Below are 18187 nucleotides of genomic sequence, written 5' to 3'. Positions count from 1 at the left end.
TAGGCTGCGTCGTCACTCCTTTCGAGTCCTATTTAAATCAATTACATATTCATGTTTAAGATTTTATATTCATCTACAAGTATAATCACTCTATCATCTATTTTTGCAATACCTTTAACAAATCCCTCATTAAAGTTATCATCAACAATATTGTAATCTATATCTTCCTTTTGTATATCTTTAACTTCTGAAGCAGAATCTACTATAAATCCTATTAGTATATCATCTATCCTATTTACAATTATTCGTGTTTCATTAGTATAATCTGTAACAGGAAGATTGAATCTACTTCTTAAGTCAATAACTGGAACTATTTCTCCCCTTAAATTTATAACACCTTTTATATATTCGTCTGTTTTTGGCACTCTAGTTATATTCATAATTCTCTCTATGGTTTGTACATAATCTATATTTATACCGTAGTATTCTGTATCTAACCTGAATATCACATATTGCGTTTCATTGTTTTTCAACTGTACCACTCCCTTTGAAATAGAGAATTTGTATCAATAATCAATGCAACACTACCATTTCCAAGTATAGTAGCACCTGCTATGAAATTTAAACCACTTAAATATTTTCCTAGAGATTTGATTACTATTTCCTGCTGCCCTACAAGATTGTCTACTATAAATCCTAAATCTCTATCTCCCTTTTTAACTATTACTACTACTATTTCATCCGATTGCTTATCAGACTTTCTCTCAACGTCAAGTACGTTACCAAGATTTATAAGCGGAAGAGTTTTGCCCCTATATAATACAATCTCCCTTCCTTCAACTAATCTAATTTTATTTTTGTCTATACTTGTAATTTCCTTTATGTTGTTTAAAGGTATAGCATATTTCTCATCTTCTACCGTCACAAGTAATGCTTGTATTATAGCTAACGTTAATGGTAATCTTATTATAAATTTGCTTCCTTTATTTTTTTCAGTTTCTATTTCAACAGTTCCGCCTAGTGCTTCTATTTTTGTTTTTACAACATCTAATCCTACACCTCTTCCAGATATATCTGAAATCTTTTCTGCAGTACTAAATCCAGGTGCAAATATTAGCTCAGCTGCTTCTTTGTCATCCATAGTAGCTAGTTGGTCTTTTGTTATAATTCCTTTTTCCATTGCTTTTTTCTTTACTTTGTCTATATTTATTCCTGACCCATCGTCACAAACTTCTATAACTACATTATTTCCATCCGGATAAGCTAAAAGTTTTGTTGTACCAACTTCATTTTTACCTAAAGATTTTCTTATCTCAGGAGTTTCTATACCATGGTCTATAGAGTTTCTAAGAAGATGTATAAGTGGATCTCCTATTTCATCGATAACCGTTCTATCAACTTCAGTATCTTCTCCGTTCATAATTAAGTTAATTTCCTTATTAAGTTCCTTGGAAAGATCTCTAACCATTCTAGGAAACCTATTAAATACTCTTTCTATAGGTACCATCCTAACCTTTGTAACAGCATCATGCAAGCTTGTTGTTATTCTTTCAAGATATTCAACAGCTTCATTCATATTTTGACTTTTAGAGTCTGTGTCTATATCTTCTAATCTTGTTTTTACAATTATAAGCTCACTAACCAAATTCATAAGATTGTCTAATCTATCAATATCTACTCTTACTGTTTTAGATGTTTTTCCTTTGCGTTGTTTAGATTCATTCTGATAACTTTCTTCTTTGGATTGTTCAGTTTCATTTTTACCATCTTCGATAGTTATATCTTTTTTATGTGTATCTTCAACTATATCTACGTTTTCAGGATTGAAATCTTCTATATGAACTTCTTTTATTTCTGATATATTCTTGATTTTTTCCGCAAAATCTTGAGAATTTAAATCAGTCAATGCAATAATTTTGAACTCTTCTCCAAAATTCTCATCTTCAATATCTTCAACAGAAGGATTAGAGTATATTATTTCTCCATTTTGCTCAATGCACTTGAATACTAAGAAAGCTCTAGCAGCCTTTAGCACACAGTTTTCTTCTAATTTTACATTTATATTATAGCAGTTTATTCCCTTATCCTTTGCTTTATTAGCTACATTACTTATATACTGAAAATCATCACTACTTGATTCAATATTAGTATTTTCATTGATAATTTCACTTTCTTGGTTTTCTAGATTATCTAAACTTTTTATTATATCATCGATACTTCTGCTACTTTCTTTTCCTTCTGACTCTATGTTTTTAACAAATTCATCTAGTATATCTAAACCCTTAAATAACAAATCTATTATAGCTGTGTTTATTTTAGATTTTCCTGATCTTATATCATCTAATACATTTTCCATCTTATGTGTTAATGTAGCTATTTTTTCAAACCCCATCGTAGAAGACATTCCTTTTAACGTGTGAGCTATTCTGAATATTTCATTAACTGTATCTATAGATTGATCATTTTCAAGTTTTAAAAGGTTTTTGTTCAAATTTTCTAGATGTTCTTTGGACTCATCTAAAAACATATCTATATATTGCTCTAAATCAAACATTTTTTACACCCCCATTAACATATTAATTTCACTACTTATCTGGTTAAGTTTTAAAACACTGTCTACTACCCCTAAGTTTACAGCAGATTTGGGCATTCCGAAAACTACGCAAGTTGATTCATCTTCTGCAATAGAAACCACATTTGGCTTTTTCTTTAGTTCTTTCATTCCTAATGCTCCATCTGCCCCCATACCAGTCATGAGTACACATATTACCTTGTTAAAATCAAGTTTTGATAACGAGAGAAACATCGAGTCCACTGAAGGTCTATGTCCAGAAACTTTACTTCCATCATTTAATACTATCTTTATATCTTTTCCTCTTTTCTCAAAATTCATATGCTTATCTCCAGGAGCTATATAGCCTACTCCATTCTTTAATATTTCTCCATGTTCCGCTTCTTTCACTTCTATTTTAGAGATTTGATTTAGCCTATCTGCTAATGATTTTGTAAATCCTGGGGGCATATGTTGAACTATCACTATAGGTGCTTTAATATTAGGACTTATGTTAGGAACAACTTGTTGAAGCGCTCTTGGACCACCAGTAGATGTTCCTATTGCTACTATATTTTCAACCACATCATTTGACGCAGTACTAATTTTTTTTATATACCCTTTATCATTATATACTATGTCTTTCTTTATAACATTCTTTGAAACTTTGATTTTTGATGCTATTTTTACCTTGTCGATTATGAGAGATTTCATTTCGTCACTATTTATCTTGAAAATATTAGATGGCTTAGTTAAAAAATCTACTGCTCCTATATTAAGTGCTTGTATAGTTAAATCTGCCCCACTCTTAGTCAAACTACTTAGCATAACAACAGGAATAGGATTTTTTTGCATTATCTCTTTTAGGGTCTGTATGCCATCCATTATTGGCATTTCCACATCTAATGTTACTACATCAATATCCTTGTTTTTATTAAGCTTTTCTAGTGCTTCTTTTCCATTTTTAGCTACGTCTGCTACAGTTACTTCATTGTCTAGGGATAGAATATCGATAATCATTTTTCGTATAAATGCAGAATCATCGACCACTAAAACATTTATCTTCCTCATTCTAGATCAATCCTTTTTGCATTAATTTTCTTTGCTCCTTAAAAATAAACCCAACTATATTGTTTCTTTCTTTATTATCTATTTTTTCAAAACTAATTCCAATCTCAAATAAATCTGTATTCTTTTCATAAATTCCAGATCTTACTATCTTGCTGTGGAGTTTATATTTTTTATTATCTATATCTATCTTGCAGTATACGTATATATTATTTTGTATTTTTCTATCTAATATAGCGCTTATACCACCTCCACTAATATCTTTTGTATATCCTTTTGATATTAAGTTGTCGCCTAAGTCATATAATTCTATAGGGATACTAATCTCAAGCCTAAAGTAATCTCTTCTTTGTATTTTTTTTATTTCTGAAATCCTTTTTATATGTAGATACGATATATCTCCTTTTTTTCTATCTATAACTTCAGCACTAAATTTAAATACTCCACTTGATTCTATTGTATAGTATATAGTTATTTTACTTCCTACATATATTGGGAACAAACTTGTATTGACTATAGGAACTGCTATAAAGTATTCATCTTCTGAGACTATCTCTAGAAGCTGACTTATCAAGTTGTTTTCTTTTATATCACTTGTTTCTATTTCTATTTGGAGTTTTTGTCCTATTTCTAATTTCTTTTTGCATTTCATTTTTTAGGTTACCCCCTGTTACCTAGAAATAAATTAGATAGTTTTCTTATAAATGTATTGAACATATTCTTATCTTTCTTTGTACCTAATATCTTACTACATATTTCATCGATATTATAACTTGCATTAGAAGTTGGTGCTCCTATATAGAAAGGGACTTGCTTTTTCACAGAATCCTGTACCGTCCTATCGTTATATACATACCCTAAATAATTCACATTAATACCTAAAAATCTGTTGCTAGCTGTATTAATTTTAGCATATGCACTTTGAGCCTCATCTTCATTATCAGATTTATTTACAACTAAGTTAATCTTTTTTTCCTTATCCTCTCTTGCAGCAACTTTTATTAATGCATATCCATCCGTTATAGCTGTAGGCTCTGGAGTTATAACTACAATTATTTCCTCTGATGCTGATAAAAAAGCCATGACTGATTTTGATATGCCTGCTCCTGTGTCTATCAAAATGAAGTCAGCTCTATCTTTTAGTAAGTATATGTTATTAAGTATCTTATTAAGTTTGTCCATAGGTAAATCTACTATTTCACTTATACCTGCACCACCTGAAATTATTTCCACTCCTAAAGGCCCTTCAACTATAATATCTTCTATATCCACTTCATCTTTAATTAAGTCTAAAAGCCCTAATTTTGGTGTTATTCCTAGTAATATTTCTATATTTGCAAGCCCTAAATCTGCATCTATTACTACAACTTTATTTCCGTTTTTTCTTAATGCCAACGCTAAGTTGAGCGTGAAATTAGTTTTGCCAACTCCACCTTTTCCACTACTCACACACATAACTCTAGGTTCTTTAACTTTAGTATGTTCTTGTGAAATATCGGTTTGGTACATATTTTTCTTTATTACAGCACTTCTAAGTTTTGAGGCTTGATCCATAGCATTCTACCCCTTCAACAGTTCATTTATGTATTTTTTTATGTCAAATTCTTCTATATCATCTGGAACATTTTGGCCAAAAGTTGTATAAACTATAGATTTATTAGATATAGATAAAATATCTAAAATTATTCCGAGTCTATTAGTTTCATCAAGCTTTGTTACAATTATCTTATATTCTTGTAAAAACGAGTATTCATTTATTATATCTTTTATATCATCTACATTCCAATTGGCATTGATAACTAAATAAACATCTTTATCATTGAAAGTATCTAGTATATCTTTAAGCTCCTTCATGTGTTTTTTATTCTTATGACTTCTACCAGCAGTATCTACAAATATTAAATCTCTATTTTTCAATCTTTCTATAGATTGATTGATGTCTGATACATCATACACAACCTCTATAGGACAATTTAATATTTCTGCATACACCTTAAGTTGATCTACAGCTCCAATTCTATAGGTATCTAACGTTAATAAACCTATTTTCTTGTCATATTTTAATACAGATTCAGATGCAAGCTTTGCAAGTGTAGTGGTTTTTCCTACTCCAGTAGGTCCTACAAACACATTTATTTTCTTATTAAATTTACTACTGGGTTTATCAAATTTTTCTACTAGGTAGTTTTCTAAATGTTTATCAGCCTGTATATCTTGTTCATAACTAATATCCATGCTTAACAATATATCCTCTATTAGTTGTGATGAAACTCCTTTCATCTTTAGTTTATCATAAATTTCTTTAAATTTGTCGTTTATTTTGCCTTCCTTGTCAAATCCAATTGTCACTTTATTATTTATCTTTTTAAGAAATTCCTTTAGTTCTTGTATTTCTTCTTTTATATTTTTAACATCGTGACTTTCAATATTGTCTCTTAGAGAGATGTTGTTATGTTTTTGTGGTTTTATGTCTACTTTTTTCACTTCTAACTTTTCACTAGGTTTTATATCTACATTTTCATTTTCAATAGCAGCTAATATCTCTACTTTCTCTTTTTTTAAGAGGCCTAAAAAGCCGTCTTTTTTGACCCTTTTTGTGTGTAGTATTATAGCTTTTTCTCCTAGTTCTTTTTTTACTTTATCCATCACTTCTTGAGTATTATCTCCGGTAAATTTTCTGATTTGCATTATTAAGTACTCACCATCCCTACAGATTGTATTTTAACTTTAGGGTCTATTTCATTGTATGATAAAACAATTATATCTTCACTTATCTGATCTATAAATCTCTTTAGATATATTCTAACTCCAGGTGGTGCAAGTATTATAGGCTGCTCCCCAATTGAGATAAGTTTCTCAACCTCTTTACCTAAGCTCGCTACAAACCTTTGAGAAATTTGTGGATCTAACGATAAGTAAGTACCTGTTTCTGTATTTTGTAAGGAATCTACTATAATCTTTTCTAAGTTCTGATCTAGAGTTATAACTTTAGCTTCATTACTAGGTATAAATGTTTTAGTTATTGTTCTAAACAATCCTTGTCTTACATACTCCGTTAACATATCTGTATCTTTAGTCAACACAGCATAGTCTGCTAAAGTTTCGATGATAGTAGGCAAATTTCTAATTGGTACACCTTCTTTTAGTAAGTTTGAAAGCACTTTTTGAAGATCTCCAAGTGATAATAAGTTTGGAATTACTTCTTCTACTAATGCTGGATAGCTCTCTTTTAGGTTATCGACAAGCATCTTAACTTCTTGTCTTCCTAACAATTCATGTGAGAATTTCTTTATTACTTCAGTTAGATGTGTAGAGATTATAGATGGTGGATCTACAACTGTATATCCTAAAATTTCAGCTTTCTCTCTTTCTTTGTCATCAATCCACTTAGCAGGAAGTCCGAAAGCTGGCTCTATAGTATCTACTCCACTTATCTCTCCTTCTGCCATTCCAGGATTCATAGCAAGATAGTGGTCAAACAATATTTCTCCTCTTGATATTTCAATTCCCTTTATTTTTATTATATATTCATTAGCATCAAGCTGTATATTATCTCTAAGCCTTATCATTGGTACAATTATCCCCATATCAAGAGCACATTGCCTTCTAATCATTACAAGCCTATCAAACAAATCCCCACCTTGTGCCTTATCAGCAAGTGGAATAATTCCATACCCAAATTCTAATTCTATAGGATCTACTTGTAAAAGAGGTAAAACATTCTCTGGTTTTCTTATTTCTTCAACATCAACTTCTTTTTCCTCTTGTACTTCTTGTTCTGGCTGAATTTTAGCAGCATTTAACATATTGTACCCTAATGCTGCAAATATAAGTGATAATATAAAGTATGGTATAAATGGTAAAGGGGTTAACCCTAGAAAGAACAAAACACCTGATACTATAAACATTACTTTTGGTTGATTAAACAGTTGTTTTATAACATCACTACTTAAATTTGATTCTGAAGCTGCTCTTGTAACTACGATACCAGTTCCAGTTGAAATTAAAAGTGCTGGTATCTGCGAAACAAGCCCATCTCCAACTGTTAAGAGTGTATATCTTGATATAGCTTCTTGGAATGGCATTCCCTGAAATGCCATTCCCATAATAAGTCCAGCTACTATATTGATAAGTGCAATTATTATACCTGCAATTGCATCTCCCTTTACGAACTTACTCGCCCCGTCCATGGCTCCATAAAAATCTGCTTCCATTTGTATCTTTTTTCTTCTTTCTCTTGCTTCACTTTCATCTATAGTTCCAGAATTCAAATCAGCATCTATAGCCATTTGTTTCCCTGGCATAGCATCTAGTGTAAATCTTGCTCCTACCTCAGAAACTCTTTCGGCACCCTTTGTAATTACCATAAATTGAATGATAACTATAATAATGAATACTATAAATCCAACAAGAGCATTTCCACCCATAACGAAGTTTCCAAAAGCTTCGATTACATCTCCTGCATTCCCTTGACTTAATATATATCTAGTAGTTGTAATATTCAGTGCTAACCTAAATAAAGTAGTAACTAATAACAAAGATGGAAATACAGAAAATTCGAGTGCTTCCTTGTTATATATAGAAATCAAAAGTATTAAAAGTGCAATAGATATATTTAAGCTCAACAACAAATCTAGCATAAAAAGAGGAACAGGTATTATTATCATTAAGATAATTCCTATAATCCCTAGTGTAACTATAGTATCTTGAGACTTCATTTCGTCCTCCTATTTATTTCTTTTTAATGAGTAAACATAAGCAAGTATCTCTGCAACAGCTTCATAAAGTTGTGGAGGTATTAAATCTCCTATTTCTATAGTTGAATATAACTCTCTTGCAAGAGGCTTGTTCTCAACTATAGAAATATCATTTTCTTTAGCTAGCTCTCTAATTTTTAATGCTACTAGGTTCTTTCCTTTAGCAATTACATAAGGAGCATCATATAAAGTTTCATCGTATCTTATGGCTATAGCATAATGCGTAGGGTTTGTTATTATCACATCTGCTTTTGGAACATCTTGCATCATTCTATTCATAGCCATCTGTCTTTGTTTTTGTTTTATCTTAGATTTTATCTGTGGATCTCCCTCAGATTGCTTAAATTCATCTTTTATTTCCTTTTTAGACATTTTAAGATTCTTTTCATATTCATACCACTGATATAAATAATCAAATAAAGACATTATAAATAGTATAAAGGCAAGTCTAATTCCTAAATTTATAGCTAAATTATAAAGTGTATATGAAAATTGAAACTTATTTAAATTAAGCTGATTTAATATGGCATCTAAGTTTTTATTTACATAACTATACGAAACAAACCCTAGTATAACTAATTTCAAAAAAGATTTAATAAACTCAACAAAGGATCTTAAGGAGAATAACTTCTTAAATCCTTCTATAGGATTAAGCTTGCTTAGTTTAAATTTTATATTTTCTAGTGTGAATAAGTTCCCAACTTGCATATAACCTGATGCAAATGCAACTACAAAGTTAATTAAAATTATAATAAATGATCCCTTGACTATATAATAAATTATATATATACATATCCTGTATACTACTTGTGTATTACTCAAATCTAAACTCGAAAAGTTATTCTGAAAAAATAGCAAGCTTTCATATAAACTTCTAAAAACATATCTTCCAAATATCTTCATGCCAGAAAGAGAAAATAACAAGGTTAAAGCTGCCGTTACTTCTTTACTTTGCAGAACTTGTCCTTTTTTTCTAGCTTCTTGCCTTTTTCTTGGTGTTGCCTTTTCGGTTTTTTCCTCTGAAAAAAGTTGTAAGTTTATACTTAGAATCATAAAACCATCCTTAGAATATTCTTATAATTTTATGAATAAATTCATATATACTGTTAAACATATCTTTCATTATTGATATATAATATGGAAATACGATAGATATGATTAATATCCCTATTATTAACTTAAGTGGCATTCCAACAACAAATACGTTCATCTGTGGCATAGTTCTAGCTAATATTCCAAGAATTAAATTTGTCAAAAATATTGCTATCATTACAGGTATCGCAATTTTAATTGCAGATGTAAAAATATAATCTAATAATTTTACTAAAAATATAAAAAGATTATTATTGATACTTATTAAGCTATTTACTGGAAAAATATAAAAGCTATTTACTAGTGATCTAATCAAGTGGTGATGTCCATTTAGTATCATAAATACTACTGTCCCTATTGTATATATAAAATTTCCTGTTATAGGTACCTGAGCCCCATACTGTGGATCCATTACACTGGCCATACCAAATCCTAAATCCATATCTATAAATGATCCAGCTATAAAAAAAATAGAAAATATTATATAAGCTATAAATCCAATCACAAGTCCTATCAACAGCTCTTTAATCGCTAGAAATATAGTTTCAAAAAAAGAAAGTTGTGTAACACCGCTTCCTTCAACATATGGTAATATTATGTATGCTATAATCAAACAAAATCCTAATTTAAAAATATTCGGAAGGTTATTCCTTCCGAATATCGGTGCTACTACAAACAGTCCTATTAGCCTTGAAAAAATCAATATGTATAAATTCAAACTCACTAATACTTCAATAAGAAATTGGTTCATTGATATCATCCTAGTTATTTGATAAGTTTATCCATGTTTAAAAATAAATTTTTAGTAAAGTTTACAGACGTGGAGATCATCCAGTGTCCAAATATAACTAAAGATAAAAACACCACTATTATTTTGGGAACAAATGCTAATGTAGCCTCTTGTATCTGAGTGGTAGCTTGGAATATACTCACTATCAACCCTACTAAAAGACTTAGAAGCAGTACTGGCGCTGACAGCAATAATATCATTGTTAAAGTTTGTTGCCCTAAGTGCACTACTGAATTTATGTCCACTATTCCACTTCCTTTATTTAAATCCTATAACTATTGATCTAACTATCAAATTCCATCCATCTATGAGTATAAATAGTAATATCTTGAATGGTAAAGATATCATAACAGGTGGAAGCATCATCATTCCCATAGACATTAGTGTACTTGCTACAACCATATCTATTATTATAAATGGAATAAAAAGTATAAATCCCATCTGAAATCCCGTCTTTAGTTCGCTTATTAAAAATGCTGGAATTAATACACTATTAGGTATATCTTCTAACTTTTCAGGCTTTTCAGCAGCCTTAGATAGTTCTAAAAAGAGCGATATATCATTTTCTCTAGTCTGTTTCATCATAAAGGCTCTTATAGGTATCATAGCATTTTCAAAAGCTTCTTCCTGAGTAATCTCCTCATCAAAATAAGGTTTCAAGGAAGTATCGTATACTTCACTTCCTACAGGTGCCATAATGAAAAAGGTTAAAAAGATTGCAAGTCCAATCAATACCTGTGTAGGTGGATTTTGTTGAGTAGCTAAAGCATTTCTCAAGAAGGATAAAACAATAATTATCCTAGTAAATGATGTCATCATAATTATTATAGTAGGTAATAAAGAAAGTACCGTTAGTAAAATAATTATCTCTATTGTATTACTCAAATCATTTGGGTTGTCTGTTCCATTAATTTGAAGCGACACATTAGGGAGCTGTTGTGCAAATGAAACATCTACACTTAATAACAAGATTATAAAAATCATTAGCATCCCTATTTTACTTTTATTCATTGCTATCATCCTCAGTGTTTAATATATCTATATTGCAAAACCCATTTGTTGATATTCCTATCATATATTCCTTATCTTTGTATTTTATAAGTGCTATTTCTTTATCCTTACCTAAATACAGTCTTTCTATTATTTTTATTTTTCTGTTTTTCATCATAGAGTTATTTTTATTTATTACATATTTCGAAGTCAACTGTACAAGATAAAGAACGATAAAAAAAATACATAAATACGATATTGCCTTAAATACTGTGTATAAAAAATCCATATCTTCTATCCTATTACTTTTTTTACAGCTTCTAAAACCCTATCAGCTTGAAAAGGCTTTACTATAAAGTCCTTTGCTCCTGATTGTATAGCTTCTATTACCATAGTTTGTTGCCCCATTGCTGAACACATAATGATATTTGCGTTAGGATCGAATTTTTTTATTTCTTTAACAGCTTGAATTCCGTCAAGCTCAGGCATAGTTATATCCATCATTGTTAAAGCAGGTCTTAACTCTTTGTACTTTTCTATAGCTTTTAACCCATTTTCTGCTTCACCCACTACTTCGTATCCATTCTTAGTCAAAATATCCTTAATCATCATTCTCATAAAAGCAGCATCATCAACTAATAGTATTCCCTTTGACATTTTTATAATTCCTCCTCTTATATAATTACAAACTTATTTAAATAGATCTTAATCTTTTTTCAGGTTTTATAATATCAGTTATTCTTATTCCATAACTTTCGTCTATTACAACAACTTCTCCCTTTGCTATTTTCTTACCATTTACTAATATATCTAAAGGTTCTCCAACTAACTTGTCTAGTTCAACAACTGTTCCTGGTGCAAAATCTAATATTTCATCTATAGATTTCGTAGTTCTTCCAAGCTCTACAGTAACTTTTAATAGTACATCCTTGATTAGTGTGATGTTTTCAGATATACCATTATTTGATGGGCTTGAAGTATCGAAACTTTCAAACTTTACAGGTTGAACATTTATATTGCTCTGCGGCTTTTCTTGCTTTGGTTGATGATAACTTTGAACATTAGGCTCTATCTTTGCTTCTATTTTAGGTTCTTCATAATAAACATTTGATGGCTTAATATGAGTATCTACAGTTTCACTCTGGATAGTTTGCGCAGATCCCCCATATAACATATTATCAACTAAATTTTTGGCAAAGTCAATAGGTATAAGCTGCATTATATCACTATCTATTAAAGTTCCTATCTTCATATTAAATGAAATTCTAACTATATTATCATCTCTTTTAATATAATCTAACTCAATATTTTCATCTCCTAAATCGTATGTAAATACATTTGGAGGAGAAATATCTATTTTCTTTGATATCATTTCAGATATAGAAGTTGATGAAGATCCAACCATTTGATTCATAGCTTCGCTAATTGCACTTAAATGAATTTCATCTAATCGTTCAGGTAGGTTTGTTATTCCATCCCCACCCATCATTAGCGAAGTTATTATTTTTACGTCTTCTTGCTTTAGAATAAGTAGATTTGTTCCAGTTAACCCTTCTTTGTAACCTACCTGTACCGCTACAAACGGAAGTGGATATTGCTTAGCAAGTTCATTTATAGTTACAATATCTACTCTAGGAGTTGTTATGTTAACCCTTTGGCCTAAAAGCATAGATAAGGTCGTTGCAGCTGTTCCCATGCTTATATTTCCAATTTCTCCAAGAGCGTCTTTTTCTATATCGTTAAGTATACTGTCTTTGTCATTCAAATCTTCTGCAAAGTCACTACTCATACTTCCTTTTAAAAGTGCATCAATTTCTTCTTGGGATAACATATCATTCATCATATTCATCATCATCCTTTTCAATTACTTTTGTAACCTTTACTGATAATTTATTCTTAATAGTACCTGGCTTTCCTAAATATTTAATTTTGTCTTCAACCATTATTTCTACTTCATCTCTAATAGTCTTGTTTAAAGTTATGACATCTCCTTCTTGAAGGTTTAAAAAATCTTCTACAGTTATACTAGCTTCACCTACAATACATGCTATTTTGAGATTAGCTCTTTTGACTCTCTTTTCTAATACTTTCTTTTCTTCATCTGTAGTTTTCTTGCTAATAGTCGAAAACCAGTATTTAGTGCTTAGTTTAGGTAAAATAGGTTCTAATACTATATGTGGAATACAAATATTTATCAGGCCTTCAGCATCCCCTATTCTCGCTCTTAAAGTTACTAGGGCGATAGTTTCATTATGAGATACTATCTGTGCAAACTGAGAATTGGTTTCTATTTTATCTAGTGTAGGAGATAATTCTATTACATTTTCCCAAGGATCAATAAAATACTTAATCATCTGTCTTACCATTTTATTTAGTAAAGTTACTTCTATTTCTGTAAAAGCCCTTATTTCTCCATTATAGTTACCCATTCCGCCAAGTATTCTATCTATGATGCAAAATGAAAGCTGATTTGAAATTTCAAATACAATTTGACCTGGTAATGGTTGGAAATTTATTATAGCTAGCATAGCAGGGTTTGATATAGAATTACTAAATTCGTAGTAAGAAACTTCTTCAACTGATAGTACGTCAATTTGAACCTTCGTTCTCAAGTATCCTGATAAGAATGTATTTAATATTCTAGAAAAATTTTCATGTATCATATTAAGTGTACGCAATTGGTCATTAGCAAGTTTCTTGGGACTTTTGAAGTCATATTTTTTTACTTTTTTTTCTTTGTTTTCTTGCTCGATTTCCTTAACGCTTACTTCTCCTGTATTTAAAGCCTGCAATAAAGCATCTATTTCTTCTTGAGATAATATTTCAGACAATCACGCCACCTACCTTTACTGCACTATATAATTTGTAAAATATATGTTAGTTATCGAGTCCGTTTCCATAATTTTAGATAGCTCATCTGCTAGCTGTTTTTTAAGTTTATCTACACCCTCAACCTTAACCATTTCACTTGGATTTTGAGAAATAATTACCCTTAATATTGTATCTCTTACTAATACATTTTTATCTGCAAATTCTTTAGGTAAGTTTTTATCTATAGTCTCAATAGTTATGTTACCTCTAAAGTAATTATTAGTATTCCCTATATTTGTTGAGAATTCTCCTACATCATAAATATAGGTTTTTACGTTAGCTTCCCCATTAGATGGTTTATTGAATACTGTAAAATACAATGTTGCTCCAAATACTGCAAGAGATATTATGAATCCTACTATAGAAAATATGACTATTTTTTTTGTACTCATTTTTTTCCCCCTATCGTACAGGTTGGTCTTTGATGATTTCAGATCTTAGTATTAGTATGTCTACCCTTCTATTTTTAGATTTATTTTCAGGAGAATCATTGGGTGCTATTGGATGATATTCGCTATATCCTGAAGCTGATATCCGTTTTGGACTTATTCCAGTTTCTTCAATAAGGAATCTAACTACATTGCTAGATCTTGATACAGATAGTTCCCAGTTACTAGGATACCTTGGAGTATTGATAGGTACATTATCTGTATGTCCCTCAACTCTTATAAATTTATCTTTGAATTCTTCCTTGTTTAAAAACTCTGATATATATTTTAAAGTTTGTTTAGATCTTTCTTTCAGATCAGCTCTTCCTGGATCAAATAATATGTTATCCTTAAATCTCAAAAGAATTCCTGCACTCTCGTTCATGACTGAAATATCGTCTTTAAGTCCATTAGCATCTAGATACCTTTGTAATTCTTCTTCTAACTTTTTAAAATCTTCTAATTCTTTTTTCTGCTTAGTTGTGTTGTCATTTACAGACCCATCTTTTATATATTGATGGCTATCTATAGTTTTTCCACCATCAAGTAACCCTAAAGAGCCTTGAAATGACATAATAATGGCCTCAAATTTTTGTGCATCTATAGTTGAATACGAAAACAAAAGCACGAAAAAGCACAGTAAAAGAGTTACCATATCTCCATAAGTATTCATCCATTCTGGAGAGCCTTTCTTAACTTCATCTTGCTTTTTTTTTCTACGCATTTTCCTCCACTCCCTCATTAAGTGGTTTTCTCATAGCAGGAGATAAAAATGCCTTTAATTTTTCTTCAATTATTCTAGGATTTTCCCCAGCTTGTATAGAAAGAAGACCTTCAAGAATTATTTCTTTTTCTAAAAGTTCGTTTCTACTCTTCACTTTTAATTTATTTGCTATTGGCAAGAATACTAAGTTAGCTAGTAAAGATCCATAAAACGTAGTTATTAATGCAACTGCCATAGCTGGACCTATAGTTGATGGATCATCCAATTTTCTTAACATATTTATAAGTCCTATTAAAGTACCAACCATACCAAATGCAGGTGCAAAAGATCCCATAGTTTCGAATAGTCCTTGACCCACTTTATGTCTTTCTTCTACAAATGACAGTTCTGTTTCTAGTAAGTTCCTCACAAGTTCAGGATCTGTTCCATCAACAATTAGTATTATTCCTTTTTTCAAAAATTCATCATCCATATCATTTGACATCTCTTCAAGAGCTAACAATCCTTCTTTTCTGGCTTTGTTTGCTAATTCTATTATATTTTGTATAACACTATTTGAATTACTTTTTTTGTTTTCGAATGCTTTTTTAACTATTTTCCCAGATTCTAAAACACTTGGGAGAGGATAAGCAACTAAAGTAGCTGCTATCGTCCCTCCCATAACTATCATCATTGATGCAGGATCTAAAAACGTTAATATACTACCATTACTAATTATTCCTATGGCAATTAATATAAATCCAGAGGCTATTCCTATGAGTGTTCCTAAATCCAATTGTTACACCTCTTTTCACTTGTACAGTATGTTAATACTTGTATCTCTTTTGAAATTTTTGATTTTATCTATTATGGTGTCAATACTTTCTTTTACTATATACTTATGTCCTGTAGTTAATGTTATAACTGTATCAGGAGTTCTCTCTATAGTCTCTATCAAATCGCAATTTATTACAAATTCATCACCATTTAATCTTGTAACCTTAATCATTTGTTCACCTTATTACCTTTTTAGATTTACTAGCTCTTCTAACATTTGATCTGTTGTTGTTATAACTCTAGAGTTTGCCTGAAAACCCCTTTGAGTTGTAATCATGTTTGTAAATTCTCTTCCTAGGTCTACATTTGACATTTCTAAAGATCCTGGATTTAAATCTGCAAATCCATTAGTCGATGGAAGTCCAATTACAGCCATTCCTGAGTTTCTAGTGCTTGTAAACATGTTAGACTGGGTTTTTTGTAGCCCTGCTGGATTTGTAAAATTAGCAATTGCAATTCTTCCTAAAACTCTCCTTTGACCATTATCAAAGTTTCCTATTATTTCTCCATTAGGTGCAATTGCGAAATCACTAAGTGCCCCTTGCTTATATCCTTTAATGTATGTTGCTGCAGCAGTTGAAGTATTTGCAAACTGAGTTAAGTCTCCTAAGTTAATATCAAACTCTAATGGACCTGCTCCAGCTGTTAGTCCTTGACCTATTTTAAATGTCATTTTGTTATTTCCAGTTACAAGTCCTTTCTCATTGAATGTTATTTCAAAGCTTCCTTGAGAAAACGCACCTGAGGATTTATCTCCATAAGAAAACCCATAAATCCCTTCATTTTCAATTGGGTTTCCATTCGGATCTAGAGTAATAGTTTCTACTCCGTTTCTAAGCATATTCCCATCTGGATGCAGATAAAATGCATCTACATTCCAAGTAGTATATGGAGGGTTATCAATATCTCCTGTTGACACTTCCTTCTTAGTGAATACCAATTTTATTCTATGGATATTTCCGAAATCATCAAATACCTCCATAGTAGTTTCTCTACCTATACTAGCCTTATACTCATCATTTGGTATATATATAGCTTTACCCTTTACTATAGTTGTATCTAGCTTGTATACAGATGTCCCACCTGTACCTACTGTTGATGTTGCCCCTAAATCTACACTAGACCTTGTAAGGTTATTCAAATTTCCTGAAAATATAACAACATCTTCTTCTGGATTATTTGGTGTTGGTTTTGTAGCTTGAGGTGGATATACTATAGATTTGTTTATTTGTATACCTTCTATATTGCTTTTAAGATAACCACTTTCATCAGCCATGTATCCTAATACTTTATATCCATCTTGAGTCACTAAATTTCCATTAGTATCTATGCTGAAATTCCCAGCTCTTGTATAGTATCTGTTTAAGTAATTTGGATCATCAGATACCATAAAAAATCCTTCTCCATTTATCATTAAATCAGTTGGACTATCTGTTCTTTCGCTAGCTCCTCTTGCGTGCATAATATCAACAGTTGCAACGTCAGCACCAAGTCCTATCTGCATCGGGTTAGTTCCACCACGTCCATCCTGAGCACCACCAGCACCTTTTACTGTTTGATTAAATGTTTCTTTAAATGTTACTCTTGAACCTTTAAAAGCTACAGTATTCACATTAGCTATGTTGTTTCCTATAACATCCATTTTAAGTTGGTGTGCTCTTAAACTTGAAATTGCAGAATACATTGATCTCATCATAGTAAAATTCCCCCTAAATTTCTGTTATCATACTTTCAATACTATTTTCTTCAACTGAGCTAGCTTCTTTTAGAGCCCTTAATTCATTTATAAGCTCATCAATCTTGCTGCTTAAGTACATGTTATCATACGCTAAATCAGTATTTAATTTTTTTATTTCATTAACTATTTCTTCATATCCTTTATTATTTGCTAAATCTTGTCTTAGAAGCTTTATTTCCGAAATCAAATTACTCTGACTTCTTTCCATTACATTACTTAGATTTTGTATCTGTTCTAGACTGCTAAACTGTGCCATCTGAGATATAAATTCCTTATCTTCCATAGGCTTTAGTGGGTCTTGATACTTTAATTGAGTTATCAATAAGTGTAAAAACTCATCCTTACCTAAAGAATCTCTCTTACTCTTAGTATCGTTTTGCGAATAATTGTGTAAATTGCTTAAAGCATTTATATTACTCATA

The 18187-nt window shown here is 30.7% G+C and carries 21 protein-coding genes; all 21 read right to left on the bottom strand.

The window, feature by feature from the left end:
- Positions 1 to 41 precede the first annotated feature (41 nt).
- Genes CLOTH_RS01980 through CLOTH_RS01880 form a run of 21 tightly spaced genes read right to left on the bottom strand, consistent with a single transcriptional unit; the run spans position 42 to position 18186 of the window.
- Positions 42 to 473 (bottom strand): chemotaxis protein CheW, encoded by a 432-nt coding sequence (locus CLOTH_RS01980; protein WP_079410711.1) that lies wholly within the window; start codon positions 471 to 473, stop codon positions 42 to 44.
- On the bottom strand, positions 470 to 2494 hold the full coding sequence (locus CLOTH_RS01975; protein WP_079410709.1) for a chemotaxis protein CheA: 2025 nt from the start codon (positions 2492 to 2494) through the stop codon (positions 470 to 472). The genes CLOTH_RS01980 and CLOTH_RS01975 overlap by 4 nt, the downstream gene beginning before the upstream one ends.
- A gap of 3 nt (positions 2495 to 2497) precedes the next feature.
- Positions 2498 to 3562, bottom strand: coding sequence for a protein-glutamate methylesterase/protein-glutamine glutaminase (locus CLOTH_RS01970; protein WP_079410708.1), 1065 nt, complete (start codon positions 3560 to 3562; stop codon positions 2498 to 2500).
- 1 nt (position 3563) lies between these two features.
- A complete protein-coding gene (locus CLOTH_RS01965) occupies positions 3564 to 4211 on the bottom strand; it encodes a flagellar brake protein (RefSeq protein ID WP_079410706.1) in 648 nt (215 codons plus the stop codon).
- A gap of 8 nt (positions 4212 to 4219) precedes the next feature.
- Positions 4220 to 5113: a MinD/ParA family protein gene (locus CLOTH_RS01960; RefSeq protein WP_143715397.1), complete on the bottom strand. Its 894-nt coding sequence runs from the start codon at positions 5111 to 5113 to the stop codon at positions 4220 to 4222.
- A 6-nt stretch (positions 5114 to 5119) separates the two neighbouring features.
- A complete protein-coding gene (gene flhF, locus CLOTH_RS01955; protein ID WP_079410705.1) occupies positions 5120 to 6247 on the bottom strand; it encodes a flagellar biosynthesis protein FlhF in 1128 nt (375 codons plus the stop codon).
- Between the two features lie 2 nt (positions 6248 to 6249).
- The gene (flhA, locus tag CLOTH_RS01950; RefSeq protein ID WP_079410704.1) at positions 6250 to 8277 is read right to left on the bottom strand and encodes a flagellar biosynthesis protein FlhA; all 2028 of its coding nucleotides are present in this window, start codon (positions 8275 to 8277) and stop codon (positions 6250 to 6252) included.
- 9 nt (positions 8278 to 8286) lie between these two features.
- Positions 8287 to 9369: a flagellar biosynthesis protein FlhB gene (gene flhB, locus CLOTH_RS01945; RefSeq protein ID WP_079410702.1), complete on the bottom strand. Its 1083-nt coding sequence runs from the start codon at positions 9367 to 9369 to the stop codon at positions 8287 to 8289.
- A gap of 10 nt (positions 9370 to 9379) precedes the next feature.
- Positions 9380 to 10159, bottom strand: coding sequence for a flagellar biosynthetic protein FliR (fliR, locus tag CLOTH_RS01940; RefSeq protein ID WP_158080444.1), 780 nt, complete (start codon positions 10157 to 10159; stop codon positions 9380 to 9382).
- Positions 10160 to 10173: 14 nt separating this feature from the next.
- A complete protein-coding gene (gene fliQ / locus CLOTH_RS01935) occupies positions 10174 to 10443 on the bottom strand; it encodes a flagellar biosynthesis protein FliQ (protein WP_079410699.1) in 270 nt (89 codons plus the stop codon).
- A 13-nt stretch (positions 10444 to 10456) separates the two neighbouring features.
- A complete protein-coding gene (fliP, locus tag CLOTH_RS01930; RefSeq protein ID WP_079410697.1) occupies positions 10457 to 11209 on the bottom strand; it encodes a flagellar type III secretion system pore protein FliP in 753 nt (250 codons plus the stop codon).
- Positions 11202 to 11477, bottom strand: coding sequence for a flagellar biosynthetic protein FliO (locus tag CLOTH_RS10760; protein ID WP_079410696.1), 276 nt, complete (start codon positions 11475 to 11477; stop codon positions 11202 to 11204). The genes fliP and CLOTH_RS10760 overlap by 8 nt, the downstream gene beginning before the upstream one ends.
- Positions 11478 to 11482: 5 nt before the next feature.
- Positions 11483 to 11845, bottom strand: coding sequence for a response regulator (locus CLOTH_RS01920; RefSeq protein ID WP_079410695.1), 363 nt, complete (start codon positions 11843 to 11845; stop codon positions 11483 to 11485).
- 37 nt (positions 11846 to 11882) lie between these two features.
- Positions 11883 to 13031, bottom strand: coding sequence for a flagellar motor switch phosphatase FliY (gene fliY, locus CLOTH_RS01915; RefSeq protein WP_079410693.1), 1149 nt, complete (start codon positions 13029 to 13031; stop codon positions 11883 to 11885).
- Entirely contained in the window at positions 13021 to 14019 is a 999-nt protein-coding gene (fliM, locus tag CLOTH_RS01910) for a flagellar motor switch protein FliM (protein ID WP_079410691.1), read from the bottom strand. The genes fliY and fliM overlap by 11 nt, the downstream gene beginning before the upstream one ends.
- 15 nt (positions 14020 to 14034) lie before the next feature.
- A complete protein-coding gene (locus CLOTH_RS01905) occupies positions 14035 to 14451 on the bottom strand; it encodes a flagellar basal body-associated FliL family protein (protein WP_079410690.1) in 417 nt (138 codons plus the stop codon).
- A 10-nt stretch (positions 14452 to 14461) separates the two neighbouring features.
- Positions 14462 to 15211 (bottom strand): OmpA family protein, encoded by a 750-nt coding sequence (locus tag CLOTH_RS01900; protein ID WP_079410688.1) that lies wholly within the window; start codon positions 15209 to 15211, stop codon positions 14462 to 14464.
- Positions 15204 to 15986 carry a flagellar motor protein gene (locus CLOTH_RS01895; RefSeq protein WP_079410686.1) on the bottom strand — a complete coding sequence of 261 codons (783 nt, stop codon included), beginning with the start codon at positions 15984 to 15986 and terminating at the stop codon, positions 15204 to 15206. The genes CLOTH_RS01900 and CLOTH_RS01895 overlap by 8 nt, the downstream gene beginning before the upstream one ends.
- Before the next feature lie 15 nt (positions 15987 to 16001).
- Positions 16002 to 16199, bottom strand: coding sequence for a flagellar FlbD family protein (locus tag CLOTH_RS01890; RefSeq protein ID WP_079410685.1), 198 nt, complete (start codon positions 16197 to 16199; stop codon positions 16002 to 16004).
- A 12-nt stretch (positions 16200 to 16211) separates the two neighbouring features.
- Positions 16212 to 17723, bottom strand: coding sequence for a flagellar hook protein FlgE (locus tag CLOTH_RS01885; protein WP_079410682.1), 1512 nt, complete (start codon positions 17721 to 17723; stop codon positions 16212 to 16214).
- A gap of 13 nt (positions 17724 to 17736) precedes the next feature.
- Positions 17737 to 18186 carry a flagellar hook capping FlgD N-terminal domain-containing protein gene (locus tag CLOTH_RS01880; RefSeq protein ID WP_079410681.1) on the bottom strand — a complete coding sequence of 150 codons (450 nt, stop codon included), beginning with the start codon at positions 18184 to 18186 and terminating at the stop codon, positions 17737 to 17739.
- Between the last annotated feature and the right edge of the window lies 1 nt (position 18187).

Source organism: Alkalithermobacter paradoxus (assembly GCA_002029295.1).
Lineage (GTDB): Bacteria > Bacillota > Clostridia > Peptostreptococcales > Peptostreptococcaceae > Alkalithermobacter > Alkalithermobacter paradoxus.
Note: the sequence above shows the minus strand (reverse complement) of the source record. Positions and strands in the feature narration are given on the sequence as shown.